Origin of the sequence: Pseudoalteromonas sp. K222D, assembly GCF_017653575.1 — a bacterium.
GTDB lineage: Bacteria > Pseudomonadota > Gammaproteobacteria > Enterobacterales > Alteromonadaceae > Pseudoalteromonas > Pseudoalteromonas nigrifaciens.
In genome coordinates this window covers 1-20,236 of the sequence record NZ_JAGGDL010000051.1, presented here as the reverse complement: position 1 = coordinate 20,236, position 20,236 = coordinate 1, and the positions used below count along the sequence as shown (strand labels likewise).

The 20,236-nt window shown below is 40.5% G+C and carries 21 protein-coding genes and 3 tRNA genes; 5 read left to right on the top strand and 19 right to left on the bottom strand.

The features are described 5' to 3' along the window. Positions 1-2 precede the first annotated feature (2 nt). The 9 genes from J5X91_RS16585 to xerD form a co-directional block, all read right to left on the bottom strand. Positions 3-76: transfer RNA gene (locus tag J5X91_RS16585), tRNA-Arg, on the bottom strand. A 74-nt stretch (positions 77-150) separates the two neighbouring features. Further along, positions 151-227 (bottom strand) — tRNA-Arg (locus J5X91_RS16580). Positions 228-262: 35 nt separating this feature from the next. After that, a tRNA-Ser gene (locus tag J5X91_RS16575) sits at positions 263-355 on the bottom strand. Between the two features lie 130 nt (positions 356-485). Further along, positions 486-665: a hypothetical protein gene (locus tag J5X91_RS16570; protein ID WP_011327222.1), complete on the bottom strand. Its 180-nt coding sequence runs from the start codon at positions 663-665 to the stop codon at positions 486-488. 193 nt (positions 666-858) lie between these two features. Then, positions 859-2,394 carry a lysine--tRNA ligase gene (lysS, locus tag J5X91_RS16565; protein WP_011327221.1) on the bottom strand — a complete coding sequence of 512 codons (1,536 nt, stop codon included), beginning with the start codon at positions 2,392-2,394 and terminating at the stop codon, positions 859-861. A 27-nt stretch (positions 2,395-2,421) separates the two neighbouring features. Continuing rightward, positions 2,422-3,520, bottom strand: a protein-coding gene (gene prfB, locus J5X91_RS16560) for a peptide chain release factor 2 (RefSeq protein WP_011327220.1) whose coding sequence is annotated in 2 segments (ribosomal slippage) — positions 2,422-3,444 and positions 3,446-3,520 — 1,098 coding nt in all. Because the reading frame shifts where the segments join, the coding sequence is not laid out codon by codon here. Positions 3,521-3,665: 145 nt separating this feature from the next. Then, positions 3,666-5,387 (bottom strand): single-stranded-DNA-specific exonuclease RecJ, encoded by a 1,722-nt coding sequence (gene recJ, locus J5X91_RS16555; protein ID WP_208835249.1) that lies wholly within the window; start codon positions 5,385-5,387, stop codon positions 3,666-3,668. Between the two features lie 85 nt (positions 5,388-5,472). After that, complete coding sequence (dsbC, locus tag J5X91_RS16550) at positions 5,473-6,201, bottom strand: bifunctional protein-disulfide isomerase/oxidoreductase DsbC (RefSeq protein WP_041454340.1); 729 nt, start codon at positions 6,199-6,201, stop codon at positions 5,473-5,475. A gap of 62 nt (positions 6,202-6,263) precedes the next feature. After that, entirely contained in the window at positions 6,264-7,190 is a 927-nt protein-coding gene (gene xerD / locus J5X91_RS16545) for a site-specific tyrosine recombinase XerD (RefSeq protein ID WP_011327217.1), read from the bottom strand. 107 nt (positions 7,191-7,297) lie between these two features. On the opposite strand from xerD, the gene fldB reads away from it, so the two are divergent. Further along, positions 7,298-7,819 carry a flavodoxin FldB gene (gene fldB / locus J5X91_RS16540; RefSeq protein WP_011327216.1) on the top strand — a complete coding sequence of 174 codons (522 nt, stop codon included), beginning with the start codon at positions 7,298-7,300 and terminating at the stop codon, positions 7,817-7,819. Positions 7,820-7,882: 63 nt separating this feature from the next. Here the strand turns inward: fldB and J5X91_RS16535 are convergent, their stop codons facing one another. Both J5X91_RS16535 and J5X91_RS16530 read right to left on the bottom strand, forming a co-directional pair. Next, positions 7,883-8,329 (bottom strand): DUF2147 domain-containing protein, encoded by a 447-nt coding sequence (locus tag J5X91_RS16535; RefSeq protein WP_011327215.1) that lies wholly within the window; start codon positions 8,327-8,329, stop codon positions 7,883-7,885. A 52-nt stretch (positions 8,330-8,381) separates the two neighbouring features. Then, complete coding sequence (locus tag J5X91_RS16530) at positions 8,382-9,080, bottom strand: methyltransferase (RefSeq protein ID WP_208835248.1); 699 nt, start codon at positions 9,078-9,080, stop codon at positions 8,382-8,384. 75 nt (positions 9,081-9,155) lie between these two features. Here J5X91_RS16530 and srmB point away from each other — a divergent pair, with 75 nt between their 5' ends. Together srmB and J5X91_RS16520 are read left to right on the top strand one after the other, a co-directional pair. After that, on the top strand, positions 9,156-10,382 hold the full coding sequence (srmB, locus tag J5X91_RS16525) for an ATP-dependent RNA helicase SrmB (RefSeq protein WP_058372586.1): 1,227 nt from the start codon (positions 9,156-9,158) through the stop codon (positions 10,380-10,382). 254 nt (positions 10,383-10,636) lie between these two features. Then, a complete protein-coding gene (locus J5X91_RS16520; RefSeq protein ID WP_208835247.1) occupies positions 10,637-10,957 on the top strand; it encodes a BON domain-containing protein in 321 nt (106 codons plus the stop codon). A 139-nt stretch (positions 10,958-11,096) separates the two neighbouring features. On the opposite strand, the gene J5X91_RS16515 is transcribed toward J5X91_RS16520, so the two are convergent. Then, the gene (locus J5X91_RS16515) at positions 11,097-13,274 is read right to left on the bottom strand and encodes a YgiQ family radical SAM protein (protein WP_208835246.1); all 2,178 of its coding nucleotides are present in this window, start codon (positions 13,272-13,274) and stop codon (positions 11,097-11,099) included. Positions 13,275-13,575: 301 nt separating this feature from the next. Between J5X91_RS16515 and J5X91_RS16510 the strand changes: the two genes are divergently transcribed. Beyond that, positions 13,576-14,136, top strand: coding sequence for an SRPBCC family protein (locus tag J5X91_RS16510; RefSeq protein ID WP_011327210.1), 561 nt, complete (start codon positions 13,576-13,578; stop codon positions 14,134-14,136). Then, positions 14,105-14,992, top strand: a complete 888-nt coding sequence (locus J5X91_RS16505) for a TIGR03899 family protein (protein WP_011327209.1) — start codon at positions 14,105-14,107, stop codon at positions 14,990-14,992. Before J5X91_RS16510 ends, J5X91_RS16505 begins: the two co-directional genes overlap by 32 nt. Positions 14,993-15,028: 36 nt before the next feature. Here the strand turns inward: J5X91_RS16505 and J5X91_RS16500 are convergent, their stop codons facing one another. From J5X91_RS16500 to dusA, 7 genes are all read right to left on the bottom strand, one after another. Further along, positions 15,029-15,799, bottom strand: a complete 771-nt coding sequence (locus tag J5X91_RS16500; protein ID WP_086996921.1) for a TIGR04219 family outer membrane beta-barrel protein — start codon at positions 15,797-15,799, stop codon at positions 15,029-15,031. Positions 15,800-15,802: 3 nt separating this feature from the next. Then, entirely contained in the window at positions 15,803-16,789 is a 987-nt protein-coding gene (locus tag J5X91_RS16495; RefSeq protein ID WP_208835245.1) for a DUF2333 family protein, read from the bottom strand. 8 nt (positions 16,790-16,797) lie between these two features. Further along, positions 16,798-17,307, bottom strand: a complete 510-nt coding sequence (locus J5X91_RS16490; RefSeq protein ID WP_182677135.1) for a copper chaperone PCu(A)C — start codon at positions 17,305-17,307, stop codon at positions 16,798-16,800. Positions 17,308-17,385: 78 nt separating this feature from the next. Beyond that, complete coding sequence (locus J5X91_RS16485) at positions 17,386-17,712, bottom strand: hypothetical protein (RefSeq protein ID WP_182677133.1); 327 nt, start codon at positions 17,710-17,712, stop codon at positions 17,386-17,388. A gap of 36 nt (positions 17,713-17,748) precedes the next feature. After that, complete coding sequence (locus J5X91_RS16480) at positions 17,749-17,955, bottom strand: PspC domain-containing protein (RefSeq protein ID WP_086996915.1); 207 nt, start codon at positions 17,953-17,955, stop codon at positions 17,749-17,751. A 10-nt stretch (positions 17,956-17,965) separates the two neighbouring features. Then, a complete protein-coding gene (locus tag J5X91_RS16475; RefSeq protein WP_208835244.1) occupies positions 17,966-18,646 on the bottom strand; it encodes a PspA/IM30 family protein in 681 nt (226 codons plus the stop codon). A gap of 253 nt (positions 18,647-18,899) precedes the next feature. Next, positions 18,900-19,868 carry a tRNA dihydrouridine(20/20a) synthase DusA gene (gene dusA / locus J5X91_RS16470; RefSeq protein ID WP_080516805.1) on the bottom strand — a complete coding sequence of 323 codons (969 nt, stop codon included), beginning with the start codon at positions 19,866-19,868 and terminating at the stop codon, positions 18,900-18,902. Positions 19,869-20,236: the final 368 nt, after the last annotated feature.

Below are 20,236 nucleotides of genomic sequence, written 5' to 3'. Positions count from 1 at the left end.
GGTGGGCGCAGGAGGATTCGAACCTCCGACCGCTCGGTTCGTAGCCGAGTACTCTATCCAGCTGAGCTATGCACCCACTTTATAGTTTACTTATTTTAACTCTAAGCAGAGCTTTTGCTTATTTAAACTCTAAGCAGAGTTATTAAAGTATGGTGGGCGCAGGAGGATTCGAACCTCCGACCGCTCGGTTCGTAGCCGAGTACTCTATCCAGCTGAGCTATGCACCCATACTTTAAAACTTACAAAACACGCCATTTAAAAATGGTGGAGAGGGAGGGATTCGAACCCTCGATAGAGCTACAAACTCTATACTCCCTTAGCAGGGGAGCTCCTTCGGCCACTCGGACACCTCTCCGTCTTGTGGGGCGTATAATAAAGAGTTCAGAAAATATGTCAAACACTTTTCTACCAAATGTGCCTATATGGTTATAGATTGTGCATCTAGTTAGTTTTAATGTGTAATTAGTTTGAAATTCAAACAACTTTTAACTTTTTTCTGGTGGGTTAACGCCTAACACAGGCACTAAATCATCATTTAACTCTGCAAGATACTGCTCTTGATAACCTAACTTTTGAAACTCTGCAATACAGGCTCGGTAAAAGGCTTGTCTTGCATCTTCTGTTTCACAGTTATTGATTGGGTTTTCAATACATTTATTTTTCATATTATTATTTATAAATCCATTTAATCTTTTTATTTAGAGCCTTAAATCAATCCTCTAAATTTCCATCGTAGTGTAGCGAACAACTTTACATAAATGCAACAGTGCGTTTAAAAAACACTCAGATTAAAAAGTTATAGCCCAGACACAAAAACGCCGCATTTAAGCGGCGCTTTATTACTTTACATTATTAAGCTTAGTCGGCTTGCGGGCGCATATGCGGGAACAAGATAACGTCTTTAATGGTTGGAGAGTCAGTAAACAGCATTACTAAACGGTCAATACCAATACCTTCACCTGCAGTTGGTGGTAAGCCATACTCTAGTGCGCGTATGTAGTCTTCGTCGTAATGCATTGCTTCATCATCGCCTGCGTCTTTCTCTTCAACTTGACGAGTAAAACGCTCTGCTTGGTCTTGTGCATCGTTAAGCTCAGAGAAACCATTAGCCAGCTCACGTCCGCCAACAAAAAACTCAAAGCGGTCTGTAACAAATGAATTTTCATCGTTACGACGTGCCAATGGTGATACTTCCCATGGGTAGCCGGTAATAAACGTAGGTTGAATAAGCATGTGCTCTGCTGTTTCTTCAAATATTTCACACAAAAATTTACCTGGGCCCCAAACACAGTTTTCAGGAATTTTAACGTGTACTTGCTTAGCGTACGCTTTTAATTGTTCAAAATGGTTTTCTGGGTCGTTAAATACTGCCGCATCAAACTCAGGGTTATATTTTAAAATTGCGTCGCTCATGCTTAAGCGCGTAAACGGTTGACCAAAATCGTATTCAACTGAGTCAATTACTTCGCCGTTTTCGTCTTTAGTTGTGTTAACTACCACAGCACTACCAAGTACGTTTTCTGCAACTGTACGTAGCATGTCTTCGGTAATGTTCATCAGATCGATGTAATCAGCGTATGCTTGGTAAAATTCAATCATTGTGAATTCTGGATTGTGACGCGTAGATAACCCTTCGTTACGGAAGTTACGGTTAATTTCGAATACGCGATCAAAACCACCTACCACTAAACGCTTTAAGTACAGCTCAGGCGCTATACGTAGGTACATGTCAATATCAAGCGCGTTATGGTGTGTTACAAACGGGCGTGCCGATGCACCGCCAGGAATAACCTGTAGCATGGGTGTTTCTACTTCCATAAAGTCACGGTCTGCTAAAAAGCGACGAATGCCTTCAACTACTTGTGAGCGAATGCGGAATGTTTCACGCGTTGCTTCGTTAGTAATTAAATCAACGTAACGTTGACGGTACTTAGTTTCTTGATCTGATAAGCCATGGAATTTTTCAGGCAACGGGCGAAGTGACTTAGTTAACAGTTGGTACTCTGTCATTTCTACGTATAAATCGCCTTTACCCGATTTATTAAGCGCGCCTTTAACACCAATAATATCGCCAGTATCTAGTTGGCCATATTTTTCTTTTAAATCTTTTTGCACATCTTTAGACGCATATGATTGTACGCGGCCTTTCATGTCTTGAATTACAAAAAATGGTCCGCGCTTTGCTAAAATACGTCCAGCAATAGACACTACTTGTTGTAACTCTACTAATTCTTCTTTGCTCTTATCACCAAACTGGGCTTGCAAATCTGCCGTGTAATGCTCACGACGGAATTGGTTTGGATGACCGTTGGCTGGGCAATTTTGGCGTATAGCATCTAATTTGCCACGACGCTCAGCGATTAACTTGTTTTCGTCTTGGATTTGATCAGTCATTTTTTTAGCTCTTTATTAGCTTGGTGGTTATAAACCAGATTTTAAGCTGGCTTCTATAAATTTGTCTAAGTTGCCGTCAAGTACCGATTGGGTATTACGGCTTTCAACGCCTGTACGTAAATCTTTAATGCGAGCGTCATCGAGTACGTATGAACGAATTTGACTGCCCCAACCAATGTCCGACTTTGAGTCTTCTTGGGTTTGTTTTTCAGCATTTTGTTGTTGTAACTCTAGCTCAAACAGTTTTGCTTTTAACTGTTTCATTGCTTGGGCTTTATTTTTATGTTGTGAGCGCTCATTTTGGCACTGCACTACGGTATTTGTTGGTACGTGCGTAATACGAACCGCTGATTCAGTGGTGTTAACGTGCTGACCACCTGCGCCCGAGGCACGGTAAACGTCAATACGTAAGTCAGACGGGTTCATATCAATTTCAATATTGTCGTCAACTTCTGGGTAAACAAATGCAGAGGCAAACGAAGTATGACGACGACCACTTGAGTCAAACGGGCTTTTTCGCACTAAACGATGCACGCCAGTTTCGGTACGTAACCAACCATACGCGTATTCGCCAACAAAGCGAACTGTTGCGCCTTTAATTCCTGCAACATCGCCGCCAGTAGCTTCCACTAATTCAACTTTAAAGCCTTTAGCTTCGCCCCAGCGTAAATACATGCGCAGCAAAATATTACACCAGTCTTGTGCTTCAGTGCCGCCAGAACCAGATTGTAAATCAAGGTAAGCGTCGTTTGAGTCATGAGGACCGCTAAACATACGACGAAACTCTAACGCTTCTAGTTGCTCGTTCAAGTCTGCTAGTTCGCTTTGTGCTTCATCAAAGGTTTCTTGATCTTCGGCTTCTACAGCAAGCTCAAGTAAGCCTTCAACGTCGTCAGTACCCGTCACTAAAGTATCGATAGTTTCAACAACAGCTTCTAATGCCGACTTTTCACGGCCGAGAGCTTGTGCGCGTTCAGGTTCATTCCATACGGCTGAGTCTTCAAGTTCGGCGTTAACTTCTTCTAAGCGTTCTTGTTTAAGAGCATAGTCAAAGGTACCCCCGAAGCAACTCAGTACGTTCGCGAATTTCCTTGATTTGGTTAATCACAGGATTCACTTCAAACATGGTCATTACTCCAAAATGGCTAGGTTATTACGCTCCTTAAAAAGGAATTAACGCAATATATTATCGTCAAATGATAAAAACGCCCGATTTTAACAAAAAACCGTGCGCTTTATTAGCACTTTATGCGATCTATTCTAGATATTTTTTAGCTGGCTTTTTCTAGCTCTCGGATAATTAATTGCAGGGTGAACTTGCCTCTAAACTCATTTATATCGAGCTGATACGCTGCTTTAACAAATTGTGCGTTGTTATCTGGCCATTCTTTTAAATCAATGCCAAAAGCTATGGCATCAACTAAGCGGCCTGATTGATGTTTTAATACCAGTTTTAAATGCTTTTCGCCCACTATACGCTGCTGAATTAACTCAAATGTGTGCTCAAATACCGGTTCAGGAAATTGCTGCCCCCAAGGGCCCGCTTGTTTTAATTGCTGGGCAAAATCCATGGTAAAACACTCATTTGGCAACTCGCCATCGGTAAATACAATGCAGCGTTTACTTTCTTCACTAAGCTGGGCGCTAACGGCAGTATCAAAGGCGTGTTTAAATTCGCTAAATTGCTGCTCATTAATACTTAAACCGGCCGCCATGGCATGGCCACCAAACTTACTAATTAAGTGCGGTTCGGCCGTACTTAGCCCTTCGAGTAAATCGCGTATGTGCAGCCCTTCAATTGAGCGACATGACCCTTTTATCTCACCGTTTTCGCCACCCGCAAATATAACTGTTGGGCGGTGGTATTTTTCTTTTAAACGCCCGGCTAAAATACCGATAACACCTTGGTGCCAATCCTCTTGGTATAAACAAATAGCGTCGGGAATATTGTCATCATTAAACGCTAACTTATCAAGCACAGCTTGCGCTTCATGCTGCATGCCTTGCTCTATTTCGCGGCGTGCAAAGTTTAAGCTATCTAGCTCACTAGCAATGCGCCTAGCTTGGTTTATATCGGTACTGAGTAAGCAGGCTATGCCTAAACTCATGTCATCTAAGCGCCCTGCGGCATTTAGGCGCGGAGCAAGCGAAAAACCAAAGTCGCTGGCACTCAATCTTGAGGCATTACGATTAGCAACCTCAATGAGGGCAGTAATGCCTGGGCGAGTTTTACCACTGCGAATACGCGCTAGTCCTTGGTGCACCAATGTCCGGTTATTGGCATCAAGCGCCACTACATCGGCTACAGTACCAAGCGCAACTATGTCGAGCAGGTCGGCTAAGTTAGGCATAGGCTGCTGCGCAAAATGATTTTGCTCACGCAGTGTGCTTCTAAGGGCAATAAGTAAGTAAAAAGCCACACCAACACCTGCAATCGATTTAGACGGAAAGCTGCAGTCGTGCCTGTTCGGGTTTACTATGGCATCGGCATTAGGGAGTGTTTCGCCCTGTAGGTGATGGTCGGTAACCAGTACTTTAATATTGGCGGCTTTTACAATATCAATACCCGCAATACAGGAAATACCGTTATCGACTGTAATTACTAAATCGGGTTTAAGCTGTACTATTTGCGCAGCTAACGCCGGGCTTAAGCCATAACCTAAGCTAAACCGATCAGGTACTAAGTAATCTAAATGAGCAAAGCCAAACATGGCCAAGCCTTGCATTAATGTAGCGGTACTGGTTGCACCATCAGCATCAAAATCGCCAACAATTAAAATATGGCTTTGGGCATGTAGCGCCTCAATTAACAAGTCGCAGGCTTTGTCCATATCTTTAAATAACTTAAAGTCGTGTAATGTGGCGGCGCTGTTATTTAGCTCATCGGCATGGGAAACATTTCGCGTGGCATAAATTTGCTTAATTACAGGGTGTAAATGACTCGGTAAATGTGAATCATCGACGTTTTCGCGCGTTTGGATCGTTTTTTTCATGCAGATTTTTAACTTATTTGGTTCATCATAAATATACAAAAAAAGGCCTTTCGGCCTTTTTTTATGCGCATCGTAAATTTAATTACTATGGGGCTTTACTAGCGTTAAGCGCAGCGCTTAATGCGGCAGCTGGCTGATAACCTGGGATCATGGTGCCATCTTCTAAAATAATAGCAGGTGTACCGGTAACACCAAAGCTTTGACCTAGCTGATAATGCTCAGCAACTGGCGCACTACAACCTTTAACTGCTGTAGTATTTGAGCCACTTTTAGCTTCGGTTAGTGCTTCTTGTTGATCTTTAGCACACCATACGTTCATTAAGTCATTATAACCTGAACCTTGTAGGCCACCGCGCGGAAACGCTAAATACTTAACGGTAATACCCGCTTCAAGTAAATCATCTAGCTCACGGTGTAATTTACGACAATAACCACAGCTAATGTCGGTAAATACGGTAATGCTATGTTTTTCGTTAGGTGCTTTGTACACTATCATCGAATCTTCGTATTCTTTTAACCCAGCTTGGCGTACGCCGTTTAGTGCTTTTTCGGTTAAATTACTACGATTATTTAAGTCTATAAGTGTCCCTTGCATTAAAAACTGTCCGTCTGGGCTTGCATAAAGCACACCTTGATTAGTGATCAGTTCTTTTAAACCCGCTACTGGGCTTGGGTTTATTTGCTTAACGGTAACACCAAGCGCGGCAAATTTAATAACAATAGGATCATTAGCGTTAGGGGCTACAGCCACATCATTCGCTACGGCACTTAAACTAGTGCATAACATGGCACCTGCTAACATTAATTTTTTCATAATTCTTCTCTATTTTTATAAATACATATCAATTGACCGGCTTAGTGATAATAAATTTCATATTAAGCACGTGGATGATGCTGCGCATGTACCGATTTTAATCGCTCATTTGCAACATGCGTATATATTTGGGTGGTTGATAAATCACTGTGTCCTAACATCATTTGAACCACACGTAAGTCTGCCCCATGATTTAATAAGTGGGTTGCAAATGCATGGCGCAATGTATGCGGTGACAATGACGACTCAATTGATGCCAAAATAGCATAGTGCTTCACTCTATGCCAAAAAGTTTGTCGGGTCATGCCAACCCCTCGCTTTGAGGGAAACACAAAGTCGGTGGCGTGTTTAATCATTTGCGCCCGTCCCACCTTTAAAAACTGCTCAAGCCAATACATGGCCTCTTCGCCCAGTGGCACTAAACGCTCTTTATTCCCCTTACCTTTTACAAACACTACAGCTTGGCGCAAATTAATTTGTTCAATCCGCAGCCCTACAAGCTCACTAACCCGCAAACCTGTTGCATATAGTAACTCAAGCATGGCTTTATCGCGCAGCCCCATTGGCTCATCGGTATTGGGAGCGCTCAGTAGCGCCTCTACTTCAGCCTCCGAAAGCGTTTTAGGCAAAGACTGTCCTGCTTTAGGTTGCGCAATATTGAGCATTGGCGAGTCGCTAATTAACTTTTCGCGCACAAAGTACTGATAAAAACGCTTAAGCGCACTAATACTACGCGCAGTACTACGCGGCTTTAAGCCTAGATCAACTCTATGGGCTAAATAGCTTTCAACGTCTAGGCCGGTTACAGTCATTAAATTTTTGCCTTTTAAAAACTGGCAAAACTTATCTAAATCGCTGCGATACGCCGATAGTGTATTTTCACTCACCCCTTGCTCTAAATACAAACAATCTAAAAATGTTTCTAGGTAGTCGTTATTGCTTTTGGGTGCCGTGCTTGGTTCTGAAAAGTCGTCAGCTAGCGTTGTCACTTTTGTGCTCTCATTTTTGTTATAGCCATTGCCTAAGGTATCAATTAAAAACACCTTACGGTAAACTTGAGCTTATCATATCAGGCAATTACACAGTGATAAATACGATGCAAATTGGTTTATTTTTTGGCTCTACTACCTGCTACACCGAAATGGCAGCAGAAAAAATTCGCGACATTATTGGTGCCGATATCGTTACCTTGCATAATATTAAAGACGAACCACTAAAAAATGCAGAGCAATACGATTTCATTATTTTTGGTATTTCAACCTGGGATTTTGGTGAAATACAAGAAGACTGGGAGTCAAAGTGGGACGACATAGCAGACGTAAACTTAAATGGTAAAACCATCGCGTTATTTGGCATGGGTGATCAACAAGGTTACGGCCAGTGGTTTCAAGATGCGCTTGGCATGCTACACGACGAAATAAGTCCGCAAACATTTACCCAGTTAGGTTTTTGGCCAAACGACAATAGTTACGAGTTTGAAGCATCTAAAGCACTCACCGAAGACGGTACACACTTTGTTGGTTTAGCCCTTGATGAAGACAGCCAGTACGAGCTAAGCGACGAGCGTATTGCCACTTGGGTTGAACAGGTAATGACCGAGTACAGCGAAACCCTGTAATACTGTTTATTATTGTTGTACTTGTAAAGCGCAGCCACACTGCGCTTTAATTTTATTGGCTAACTACTCTACTCTTAGCCAATATTGGTTACGATAAAAAAAGCCAATATAACCACGCACTTCTAATTTTTCACCAGCATCTTGAGTCGTTAAGCGCACTGTATAGCTTTTACCGTTATTTGGGTCGAGTATTTGACCGTCTTCCCAACTACCATCACCGCTATCAATCACATTATCAATAATGGTCATGCCTAATATGGGCTGATCTTTTTTATCGCCCGAGCACTGCGAGCACACTGCATTTTGCTTATCTTTATTTAATAATGTTTCAATGGTGCCGCTTAAAACCCCGTTATTTTCAACTATACGGACATACGACTTAGCTTCATTAGTGTCTTCATCAATGGTTTTCCAAAGCCCAACAGGCGTCATACTGGCAAGTACGCTCTGCGTTGTAAAAAATGTAGCGGCTAAGGCGCTTAATAATACTGATTTAGTTCGTTTTTTCATTATAAGTTACCTGTATACATATAAACTCATCATACCAGCACTGTTTACCACATTACATCTTCAAATAAAATGCTTTGCACAGCGTAATATAATCTTCGCTATAGTTGTTTTCATTATCTTTTATACACAAAGCTGATTCCACAATGCTCTGGTTTATATAGCTAAAGGTCATTAGGCTTCGGCTAATCGCTTTATTTGGCGTCGCCTTTACTTGGCAATGAGTATTTAAAAAAAGCCCGTTTTGAGTAGCAAGCTCAATAAACACCGCAACCTCTGTAGTGGGTAAAATTAAGCTAAAGGTTGAGCCTGCATGACTGAGCTTTTTAAAAGCACTAATTAGCTCAGCAAAACTTAAGCCATCTGTATGGCGCGCAATATTACGCGCCTCATTATTACCTTTTAAACTGTGATTAAAATACGGCGGGTTGGCTATCACTACATCAAACGGCTGCGCGCTGTTAAAAGTTTGAATGCTTTGCTGGTGCACCTCTATATTTGGCCACGGGCTAGCGGCAATATTTTGCAACGCTTGTTGGTAAGCATTTTTATCAACTTCTACCGCCGTTATAGTTAACTGGGGGCTGCGCTGTTTACACATAAGCGCCAGCAATCCCGTGCCTGTACCTATATCTAGCAAGCTGTTGGCATTACTTAAATTAGCCCATGCCCCAAGCAAAATACCATCGGTTGATACCTTCATTGCACACTGTTCGTGCGCAACTTTAAATTGTTTAAATGCAAAACCAGACATTTTTTCACCTTTTCATTCACCAAGCAGGCGTAACCGAGTATAATTAGTGCCATTGTCCTTTATTTTTGACACTCTATGCAATTTTCTGAATTTGATCTTGATAACAAGCTACTCGACGCCATTAATAAAATGGGTTACGAAACGCCAACCAGCATTCAACAACAAGCTATTCCTGAAGCACTTCAGGGGCGTGATATTTTAGCATCTGCGCCTACAGGTACAGGTAAAACAGCCGCCTTTTTAATTCCGGCTATTCAATATTTATTGGATTTTCCGCGTCGTGATCCTGGTTTTGCGCGCGTATTAGTAATGACGCCAACTCGTGAGCTAGCTTATCAAATTCATGAACAATGCGAACTACTTGCTAAACGTACTAACCTTAAAATTGGGGTAGTAACAGGCGGTATTAACTATGGTACGCATAAAGAGATTTTTGAAAAAAATAATGACATTTTAATCGCCACCCCAGGGCGTTTAATGGAATATTTAGAAACCGAAAACTTTCATGCTGAACACGTAGAAATGCTTATTATTGATGAAGCCGACCGCATGCTAGACATGGGCTTTAAAAAAGAAATGAGCCGTATTTGTGATGAAGCTAAAAATCGTCGTCAGTGCTTTTTATTCTCAGCAACCCTTGAAGGCGACAGTGTTGAAAGATTTGCTGAAACAACGCTAAACGATCCAGCATTGCTTGAAGCTGAATCGTCACGCAAAGAAAAGGCTAAAATTCACCAGTGGGTACATTTAGCCGATGACTATCATCATAAACTTGAGCTGTTAGTTAATACCCTTAATGGCCCAGACGTAACTAAAGCCATAGTGTTTGTTAAAACCCGTGAGCGTCTTGAAACGCTAATTGGTGAACTAACAACTAACGACGTTAAAGCAGCCTGGTTACGCGGCGAAATGCCGCAAGACAAACGCATGAAAGCGATGGAAAACTTCCATAGCGGCAAAACCCGTATATTAGTTGCTACCGATGTAGCGGCGCGCGGTATTGACGTGGCTGATATTAGCCATGTAATTAACTTTGACCTACCACGCACAGCCGATATATATGTACACCGTATTGGCCGTACAGGCCGCGCTGGTAAAAAAGGCATCGCTCTTTCACTGGTTGAAGCGCACGATATTGGCATTCTTTATAAAATAGAGCGCTATATTGAGCAAAAACTTAAACGTCGTGTTATTAAAGGATTAGAGCCAAAGCATAAAGAAGCTAAGCCGCCGGCTAAAAAGCGTAAAGATCCGGTTAAAATGAAAGCGAAGAAAAAAGCTAAGGTTAAAAAGAAAAAGTAACTTAAGCGCATACTGTAAGTAGTATTATATTAGCCGACAAAAATGTCGGCTTTTTAATGCCTGCTCCTCCATAACTGCATGGTTTAGGGCTATGTAATCTCTACTTAGTTTTATGTAACAATTGCCCACCTGAATTCCCACTTAATAAAATAGCCTTTATTTTCAGTACATTAAATATGGAACGATAATTGTAACTATCATGGTAACTCTGCCTAATTTGGCTACCCGATTAATTGCAATGTAAGGATATGATTATGAGCCGTTTAAAATTAACTATCGCTTTAGTATCATTTTGTTGTTTGTTTTTATTCGCATGCGCTACAAAAGTGAGTGCTACAACAAATATGGTTGTCGTTAGCAGCCTGGCAACCCAACCTAACTTACAGCAATCGATTACCCACACTTTGCGTACCAACCCCAATTTAGCGCTAAGCGATATTCGCGTACAAGTTAAAAATGGCGAAGTAGATTTATACGGTAAAGCGCAAACAGGTTTTGAGCGTGCGTTGGCACAAAAGTTTTTAGAAAATATGGATGGCGTAAAAATCATTCGTAACAAAATTGATATTATTTAAGTTTTACTTAAATAACTTACATAAAAAATGCCGCTTATTGCAAAATAAGCGGCATTTTTTTCAGTGCTCATATATTCAGTAATCAAGCCCAAGCTTAGTAATAAGCCAAACAGGGTAACTACTTTTTAAGCTATGAGCTCTATTTAGCTCTTTGGCGATTACTCGCTACCTTTGGTTTTGTATTGGCCTTATGAAATTGGCTAAAACCAGTATGGCGCGTTAATGCTGGGCGCCCACCTCGACTACTTCCTTTTGCAGCTCTTTCGTCGCGCCCTTCTTCTGGCACTAAGCAATTTGGCGCTTTACCTATTAGGTTAGCTTTACCCATTTTGCGCAGTGCTTCGCGGATCATTGGCCAGCCCGCAGGATCGTGATAGCGTAAAATTGCTTTATGTAAACGACGCTGGCGCGCACCTTTCGGCACAGGTACTACTTCGGTATTATTTTTAATATTACGCAGTGAGTTCATCTCGGTATGATAAATAGTGGTCGCATTTGCCATTGGAGATGGGTAAAAATTTTGTACCTGATCAAGTTTAAAGTCGTTCGACTTAAGCCACAAAGCCATGTTTACCATGTCTTCGTCTTTAGTACCTGGGTGCGCCGAAATAAAGTATGGGATTAAATACTGTTTTTTACCCGCTTCTTTTGAGTACTTATCAAATAACGCTTTAAACTGATCGTACGCTCCCATACCTGGCTTCATCATTTTTGATAATGGTCCATCTTCGGTATGCTCTGGCGCTATTTTTAAATATCCACCTACATGGTGAGTAACTAATTCTTTAACGTAACGTGGATCTTGCACGGCTAAATCGTAGCGTACACCCGAGGCGATTAATATTTTTTTAATGCCTTTAACTTCACGGGCTTTTTTATACAGCTCAATTGTTGGCGTATGATCGGTATCCATATGCTTACATATTTCAGGGTATACACACGATAAACGTCGACAGGTACTTTCTGCTTTTTTGCTGGTACAACCCAATTTATACATGTTGGCTGTTGGGCCACCTAAGTCAGAAATAACCCCGGTAAACCCGGGTACTTTATCTCTAATTTGCTCAATTTCTTCAATTATTGATTCTTGCGAACGGCTTTGAATAATCCGCCCTTCATGTTCGGTAATCGAACAGAAACTGCAACCACCAAAACAGCCTCGCATAATATTAACCGACGTTTTAATCATGTCGTAGGCAGGTATTTTTGCATCCCCGTAGCTAGGATGAGGAATACGTTGATACGGCAAACCAAATACGGCGTCCATTTCATGTGTTTCTAGTGGATATGCTGGGGGATTAACCCAAATAGAACGATCGCCGTGGCGCTGAAAAATAGCACGAGCACAACCTGGGTTAGTTTCTTGGTGCACAATACGAGAAGCATGTGCATACAATGGCTTATTCACACTTACTTGCTCAAACGCAGGTAATTTAACGTAGGTTTTTTCCCATGGCTTAGGGCGCGCTGGCTGAATACTAATAACCTTGGCGGCTTCGGCTTTTAAGTCTATACCTGCTTGTTTAAATTCTGATTTGCTACAGCCAACATCATCTGCGCCATACGGGTTTGGAATTGGATCAATTTTACCTATTTTATCAATAGCGGTAGAGTCACTGCCACGCCAGCCTGGTAACGGCTCTTTACGAATAACCGCAGTCCCTCGTACATCTTGAATGGTATCGGTACTTTCGCCCGCTGCAATACGATGAGCAACCTCAACCAGTGGGCGCTCCGCATTACCATATATTAAAATATCGGCTTTAGCGTCAAACAAAACACTACGACGCACTTTTTCTTGCCAATAATCGTAATGAGCAACACGGCGTAAACTTGCTTCAATGCCACCTAAAATAAGTGGTACATCTTTATACGCTTCGCGGCAGCGCTGTGAGTAAATGATTACCGCACGATCAGGGCGTTTACCACCAATATTGTCTGGCGTGTAGGCATCATCATGGCGCATGCGTTTTTCAGCAGTATAACGGTTAATCATCGAGTCCATGTTGCCAGCGGTTACACCAAAAAATAAATTGGGTTTACCCAGCGCCATAAACGCTTCTTTAGAGTCCCATTCTGGCTGGGCAATAATACCCACTCTAAAACCTTGCGCCTCAAGTACCCGGCCAATTACTGCCATCCCAAAACTAGGATGATCTACATAAGCATCGCCACTAATAATAATTATATCGCAGCTATCCCAGCCAAGTGCATCCATTTCTTCGCGTGTAGTAGGTAAAAATGGTGCTGTGCCATAACACTCAGCCCAATACTTTGGGTATGAGAATAAGGCGCGCTTAGCTTTAAGTGTGCTCATAAAATTGACCGTTTAATAACAAAAGGCGCAAATTATACCCTATACCAACCTACCTTGATAGAGCACTACTTTGCTGTGCCGCGCGGTTTTAAAGTGAAGTTTCGTTATTTTTTAATACTTATACACCTAAATTAACTATTACTTTTTATAGGTTGTGGCTAAGTATCTAGCTCAATTAAAAAATAGTTGCTATAAAATTAACCTCGAAAGTTAAGCACACCCGAGTTAATATGCTAAATGAATAATAAGTTATGAGTTTGTAACCTAATTTATCTGAGGTTTTTTTATTAAAATATTAAAAATGTTAGTGCAGCTTTTATTAGTTTTACTCTTACTTTTTATCGTTATTGGCCTATTACTACCACAGAGCTATAACGTAACAAAGAGTATTAACATTAATGCTAATACGCACATAGTAAAACCCTTAATCACTGATTTTTCGCAGTGGCATAAATGGTCGCCTTGGAAGAAGCTGGATCCCTCTGTAGAATTTTCCTTAGGTGAGCCAAGCACAGGGGTTGGTGCTCATCAATCATGGCAAAGTAAATGGGGCGCAGGTGAAATGACCACCACAGCGTTAAGTGCAAACAAAATGGTGTTGAATATTTTATTTGCTCAAGAACACATTATTGCCGCTAATGTAATATTTACGCAAAATGCAAAAACGGTCACGGTTACTTTTCAAATTACGGGGCAAGCCACGCTACCTTTAGTTTCTGGGTATGTGGCTGTGCTTAGTGAGCACATTTTAAGTAACGCAGTATCACTGGGGCTCAATAATTTAAAAACAGTAGCGCAGCTAAGTGATGCACAAACAATAATGGAAAGTCATGGCAGTCAAAACCGCACAAGCAAGAATTAATCTCGCTAATACCATAGAGTCGTTACTGGGTTATCCTATTATTAAAGTAGGCAATAATGAGGCATCCCATAATAATGAGCAAAGTTATGGCCCCCAAGGCAAGGTTAAACCGCTATATCGCATTAATAGCGACAATACCGTTTTAGCTAGAGCACAAAAAAGACAAGACTTACTGCTCATTAAACAACAGCAAAATATAGAAACAATTTTAGCTATGGCAATGGATTTTTGTCCTGACGTAGCCAGTAGTAAACAACCCGATGCCGATTGGGTAGAACACTTTGTAGCACTATGTGGTGATACCTCAAATCAATCTATGCAGTCACTTTGGGCAAAAATACTCACCGGTGAAACGCTTAACCCGGGGACTTTCTCAATAAAAAGTTTGCAAACACTTAAGCATATGACCCAGCGCGAAGCTGACTCTCTACAAAAGTGTGTATCCCTCTCTGGTTATAATGAAAAAGACGATAGCCACTTTATTTTACTAGGGTTTTATAAAAAACCATCACTATTTGATTTGTTACGTAAGGGCAATAAAGTATCTTTAAATCTAGGAAAAACAGGGATTAGCTTTCCTGATATATTAACTTTAATGGATTTAAATTTACTATATCGAAAAGAGATTGAGTCTGCGGTACTAAAAACTGGGCAAGAACTTACGTTATCGTTTTTATCACAAAAAGTAACGTTAAAAGCAAAAAATAGCGATTTAGTATTGAGTTATTATAAGTTTACGCAAACAGGTGATGAGCTATCTAAACTCATTAACTACCCGGTAAATAAAGTGTATAAGCAGTTACTTAATAGTGCACTTGAGAGTGAATTTGAACTAGCGTGGCATACTACTAAGTAGCAAAACCACGCTATATACTATTAATTAGCAGTGTAATTAAAAGTGTACTTGAATGCCCGCAAATGGACCCGATGCATCAATATTAGTGTTAATATCATCAACATCGTCTAGCTCTAATGTCATTGAGCGGTAACCTGCTTTAACAGCAACATCTATTGCTAGGTTATCAATAAATTCCCATGCAATACCCATTTGGTAATCTTGAACTTTGCTATCGTCAATTGCTACAAAGCTGCCCTCAAAAAACACGCTTAAACCGGTAAAAGGTAAGCCTGCTTCAGCGCGGCCGTAAACCAATGGTACAAAGCCTGAAAACTCAACAGTTTCAGTATAATCAGCGCCACCTTGTTGCGTAGTACCTTTAACTAAAATCTCACCATCAAACTGCTTAGCGTTAACACCCAAATCGATAGAGATTAAGTCGTTATCAAAGATTTCGTAATAAAATGTGTAATCAATGTGAGTTAAGTCACTTACTGAATTAACCGTAGTACCTACAACGTAATCTGAACCATTAAAAGAAAATGTTTTATCCAGACGTGTAGAGCCGGTAAGCTCAAGCTCTGTGTATCTTAATTTAATATTAGGTACTAATGGCACTGGATGCTCAAGTGCAGCGTAGTAGCTTACGAAGGTTTCATCGTCAAAATTAAAATCTTGTGGTGCATTTCCTTTATAAGAAAAGCTTCCTTCGTTATCCGCTTTCCAGCCATCAACACCTACATACAAGCCTAATAAGGTATCAGCTTGCGCTGCAGGCGCTAAACATGCCATTGAAAGGGCTGCTGCTAAACAATACTTTTTCATTTTCTATCCTTGGGTCAATAATTCGCTAAGTTCAATAAGAGCCGCATTGGCTCTAGAAATATAATTTGCCATAACCAGTGAATGGTTTGCTACATAACCAAAACCATTCCCATTTAATATCATTGGGCTCCATACTGTTTCTTGAGTTGCCTCAAGCTCTCGTATAATTTGCTGCACACTTACGCGTGCATTCTTTTTCTCAAGTACATCGGCAAAGTCATATTCTACCGCTTGTAAGAAATGCAATAAAGCCCAAGTAGCACCGCGCGACTCATAAAATACATCATCAATGTCTAACCATGGCGTTTTTGCTTGCTGTTGTAATGGAGAAAAAGTGGCTTGTGTATTTGATGTATTACCCGCTAAATCAGTGTTTACTTTATCTTGGCCTACACTAGCGCTTAAACGCTGACTCAAGCTACCTAAACGCTTTTCAGCTTCTTTTAGCCAACTGCGCAAGTTATCGGCGCGAGCATAGAATTGACTGTCACGCTCATGGTCATTCGCTATTTGAGTACGATATACCAATAAGTAATCAATGCCTTTTTGGTACTCACCTTCAGCGCTTGGCCACGCCCACGCTTCAGAGCTAATATTAAACTGCGGCTGTGCTTTTTTTAGAGCTTCGTGTTCAGTTGATTGCGATTGCGAACGGCTAAAATCTTTACGCATAGAAAGGGCTAAATCACGCACCATTTCGAGTGCGCCATATTCCCACGCAGGCATATCGTCCATTATTATACTTGGCGGCAAAACATCATTTGATAAATAACCGCCTGACTTTTCGAGTAACGTACTTGCTACCGTTATTAATGTTGATGTTGTTGTATAACCAATAACAAATTGCTCATTACGTTGCTGGGCTTGCTGCTTTGCTTTTTCTACCACATTAAAACGAGCAGGCTCCGTACTCCAATAAACAGCTATTGCGTAAAAAATAATTAGTAATATAGCTAATGCAGCAACTATTTTCCCTTTATGTTGTGACATTGATCCTCCTAATGATGAGTATGTTGTTTTGATGCTTGTGATTGTTCTGCTTGTGATGCAAGCGATACCACCTGAGCATTGGTAAATACACGGTTGCCATCACTAAAATATAGTGTGAGTTTACGTTGTTGGCCTACTTTTAACGGTTCTTGTGGTTCAAAAATCATTAAATGATAGCCACCAGGCTTAAAATCGATTTGTTGATGGGCGTTAATTGTTAACGATTCAACTTTTTGCATTTTCATCATGCCATCTACGTGCAAGTGCTCATGAATTTCAACGCGACCTAAGCCATCAATAGTTGCTTTAGTCAACGTAGCCACAGTATCACTATGATTTATAATACTTAAATAACCTACACTTGAAGTTGTGGCAGGTAAAAACTCCCTTACTTGTGCATTACTAACCTTAATAATAGCAACATCCGCATCGTGATTATGCCCTGAATGTGCCATCGATGATGATGAAAAAAGACTTAAAACCGACACCAAAACAATTGAAATACACTGTTTAATCACCACTCTAATCCTTGTTAAAACATAATGCTAAGTATCAAATTTAACATAGTTCAGTTGCAATAGTCAGTTAATTTGGAGTTAAGATGCTACTTTTTTGTTATCAGCTACTAACCAGCAAAGTACCGCAATAAATAGTAACGGCCAAGCAATCATCAGCGATCCAAATAAAAATGCCAATACAGTTCCGACTAATGCAACTGCTGCTGCGCCAACTAATCCTATCGTTATTAGTACTGTAACAGCTACAAAAATAATAATAGCCGCTAAAGCTCCTATTAGCTCAAGCCCAGTCCAACTTGTATCTGCAATCCAAAGCGGTAATTGCCAAGTATCAAAGTGCACCGCAGAGACAACATCAGTAAAAAATAGTAAATAAACAATTATACATACGGCTAACGCTTTCATTTAGCTCTCCTTAATTCAATCTAAATGTAAATTAGCTTAAATTGCTTTTTCTTCTAGGCAGCAATGCGCAATAAAATAACCTAGTGCAATTGCAAACGGAAAACTCAAAAATAATAAAATAGTGACAAGTCGTGTTGACCACACAGGTAAATCTAATCGCTGCGCTAAACCACTGCACACACCAGATATTTTTTTATCAAGTGGATCTTTGTACCAACCACGTTTGCTGTTAAAACTATTCATAATTATCTCCTTAAGCACTCTGTTTTAAGTTAGTTTTTAAATCAGCTTTTAAGCGAGCTAATTCTGCATCTACTTGTTCGTTTTTCACCAAAGCGTCTATTTGTGCAGCTATAGTATTTTCTGAATCAGTAAGCTCGTACGCTTCTACCTGTGCTTCAATACCTTCTACGCGCTGCTCTACTTTCTCAAATCGAGAGAGTGCATGTGCAACTTTTTCACTTTGTAATTGGCTATTTATTTGCCCCCTTGCAGTCACTATATTGTGCCGCTGTACTAACTGTGTTTGCTTGGCTTTAGCCTCGGCTATTCTTTGTTGCAAACGCTGACAATCCGCTGTCATTTTAGTTATTGATTGCTGCAGCGTTTCTAGTTGCAGCTGCTTTGCTACAACTGTGTTACTAATGGTTTGTTTTTCAAGCAAAGCTGATTTTGCTAAATCATCTCGACCTCTCTCTATTGCTAGCTCAGCTTTATCCTGCCAATATACTAAATTGTTATTTTTATTTTCAATTTGACGTTTAAGTGTTTTTTCTTCGCACAACAAAGCCGCTGTCGTAATGCGACACTCAGTAAGTGCATCTTGCATCTCGCTGAGCATTAAATTAAGTAATTTTTCTGGATCTTCTGCCTTGTCTAATATCGACACTATATTTGCTTGAACAATATCGGTTACGCGATTAAATATTCCCATGAGATTCTCCTGTTAACTTTTTAAGTGATTACACAAATTAGATTCCAAGAGTTATGCCAAGTAATAATATAAACAGTAAAACACATTAAATTCAGAAACTTAAACTTATAATTTATAAATTAAAGTTACTTTTAACTGAATATGATTAAGTGTAATTAGCCAATAAACTAAACTTTTGACTATTTTTTAGGATCAAAAAAGCCATCCGAAGATGGCTGTATTTATTCATTTATTAAATTATTCACTTAGCTGATTATTCAGGTACAAAACTCAAAGCTTTATCCATTACCGATAAGTCGGCTTGTTTTCCATGGCCATTTTCAGACAGATGACGCCTAAATCCACGGGCACCAGGCTGCCCCTGAAAAATCCCCAGCATATGACGAGCAACATGCCAAAAGTTAGCCCCTAAGCGCATTTCGTCTTCAATATAACTATACATAGAGCGCACGACATCATGACGAGATTGCGTGTTAGCGATATCACCATAAATCTTTTCATCCACTTCATTGAGTATAAATGGGTTGCTATACGCTTCTCTACCAATCATCACACCATCAATATGCTGTAAATGCTCTAAACTTTGTTCAATTGTTTTAACACCACCATTAAGACTTAAATCGAGTTGTGGATAATCTTTTTTCAACTGATAAACACGTGGATAATCAAGCGGCGGTACCTCTCGGTTTTCTTTAGGGCTTAACCCCTTTAACCAAGCTTTACGAGCATGAATAATAAAATCATCACAACCAACATTATGCGACGCTTCTATAAGTGCACACAAAAACTCATACGAGTCTTGCTCATCAATACCAATGCGCGTTTTAACCGTAACAGGTATATTTACTTCTGCTTTCATTGCCGCCACACAGTCAGCAACCAATTGCGGCTCACCCATTAAACAAGCACCGAAACGACCATTCTGCACGCGATCTGACGGGCAACCTACGTTTAAGTTAATTTCGTCATAACCACGCTCACCCGCAAGCTTTGCACATTGTGCAAGAGCCTGTGGATCAGAGCCACCCAGCTGCAATGCAACAGGCCCTTCGTGTTGATTAAAGTGTAGGTAGTCGCCTCGGCCAAACAAAATAGCACCCGTGGTGATCATTTCCGTGTACAACACTGTATGCTTAGTCATTTTACGATGAAAAGTACGACAATGACGATCAGTCCAATCCAACATTGGGGCTACAGAAAAGCGTCTATCGAGTGGTTTCATTGGTACACCGTGCTATATAAGTTTAAGTACATTTCGTTCAATTTAAATATCTCTTTTTTGCTTATTTACACACATTTAGATCTATTATTAATAAATAACTACACCGTAGGGAACAATCAAAAGGGGTGTTTTAGAATATAAAATCAGGCGTATCTGCGCTAAATTCAAACATTATTATATCAGAATAAGCAAAAAATATAGATACCATTTATATTGAAAACGTCAGCGTTCAAAGTTCAGCCACCCACATTTCACTTTTCTGCAGACGTAAAAAAGCCCGAATCGTTAAATTCGGGCTTTCTACAATTTGGAGCCTGGCAATGTCCTACTTTCACATAGCAAATGCTACACTATCATCGGCGCTGTTT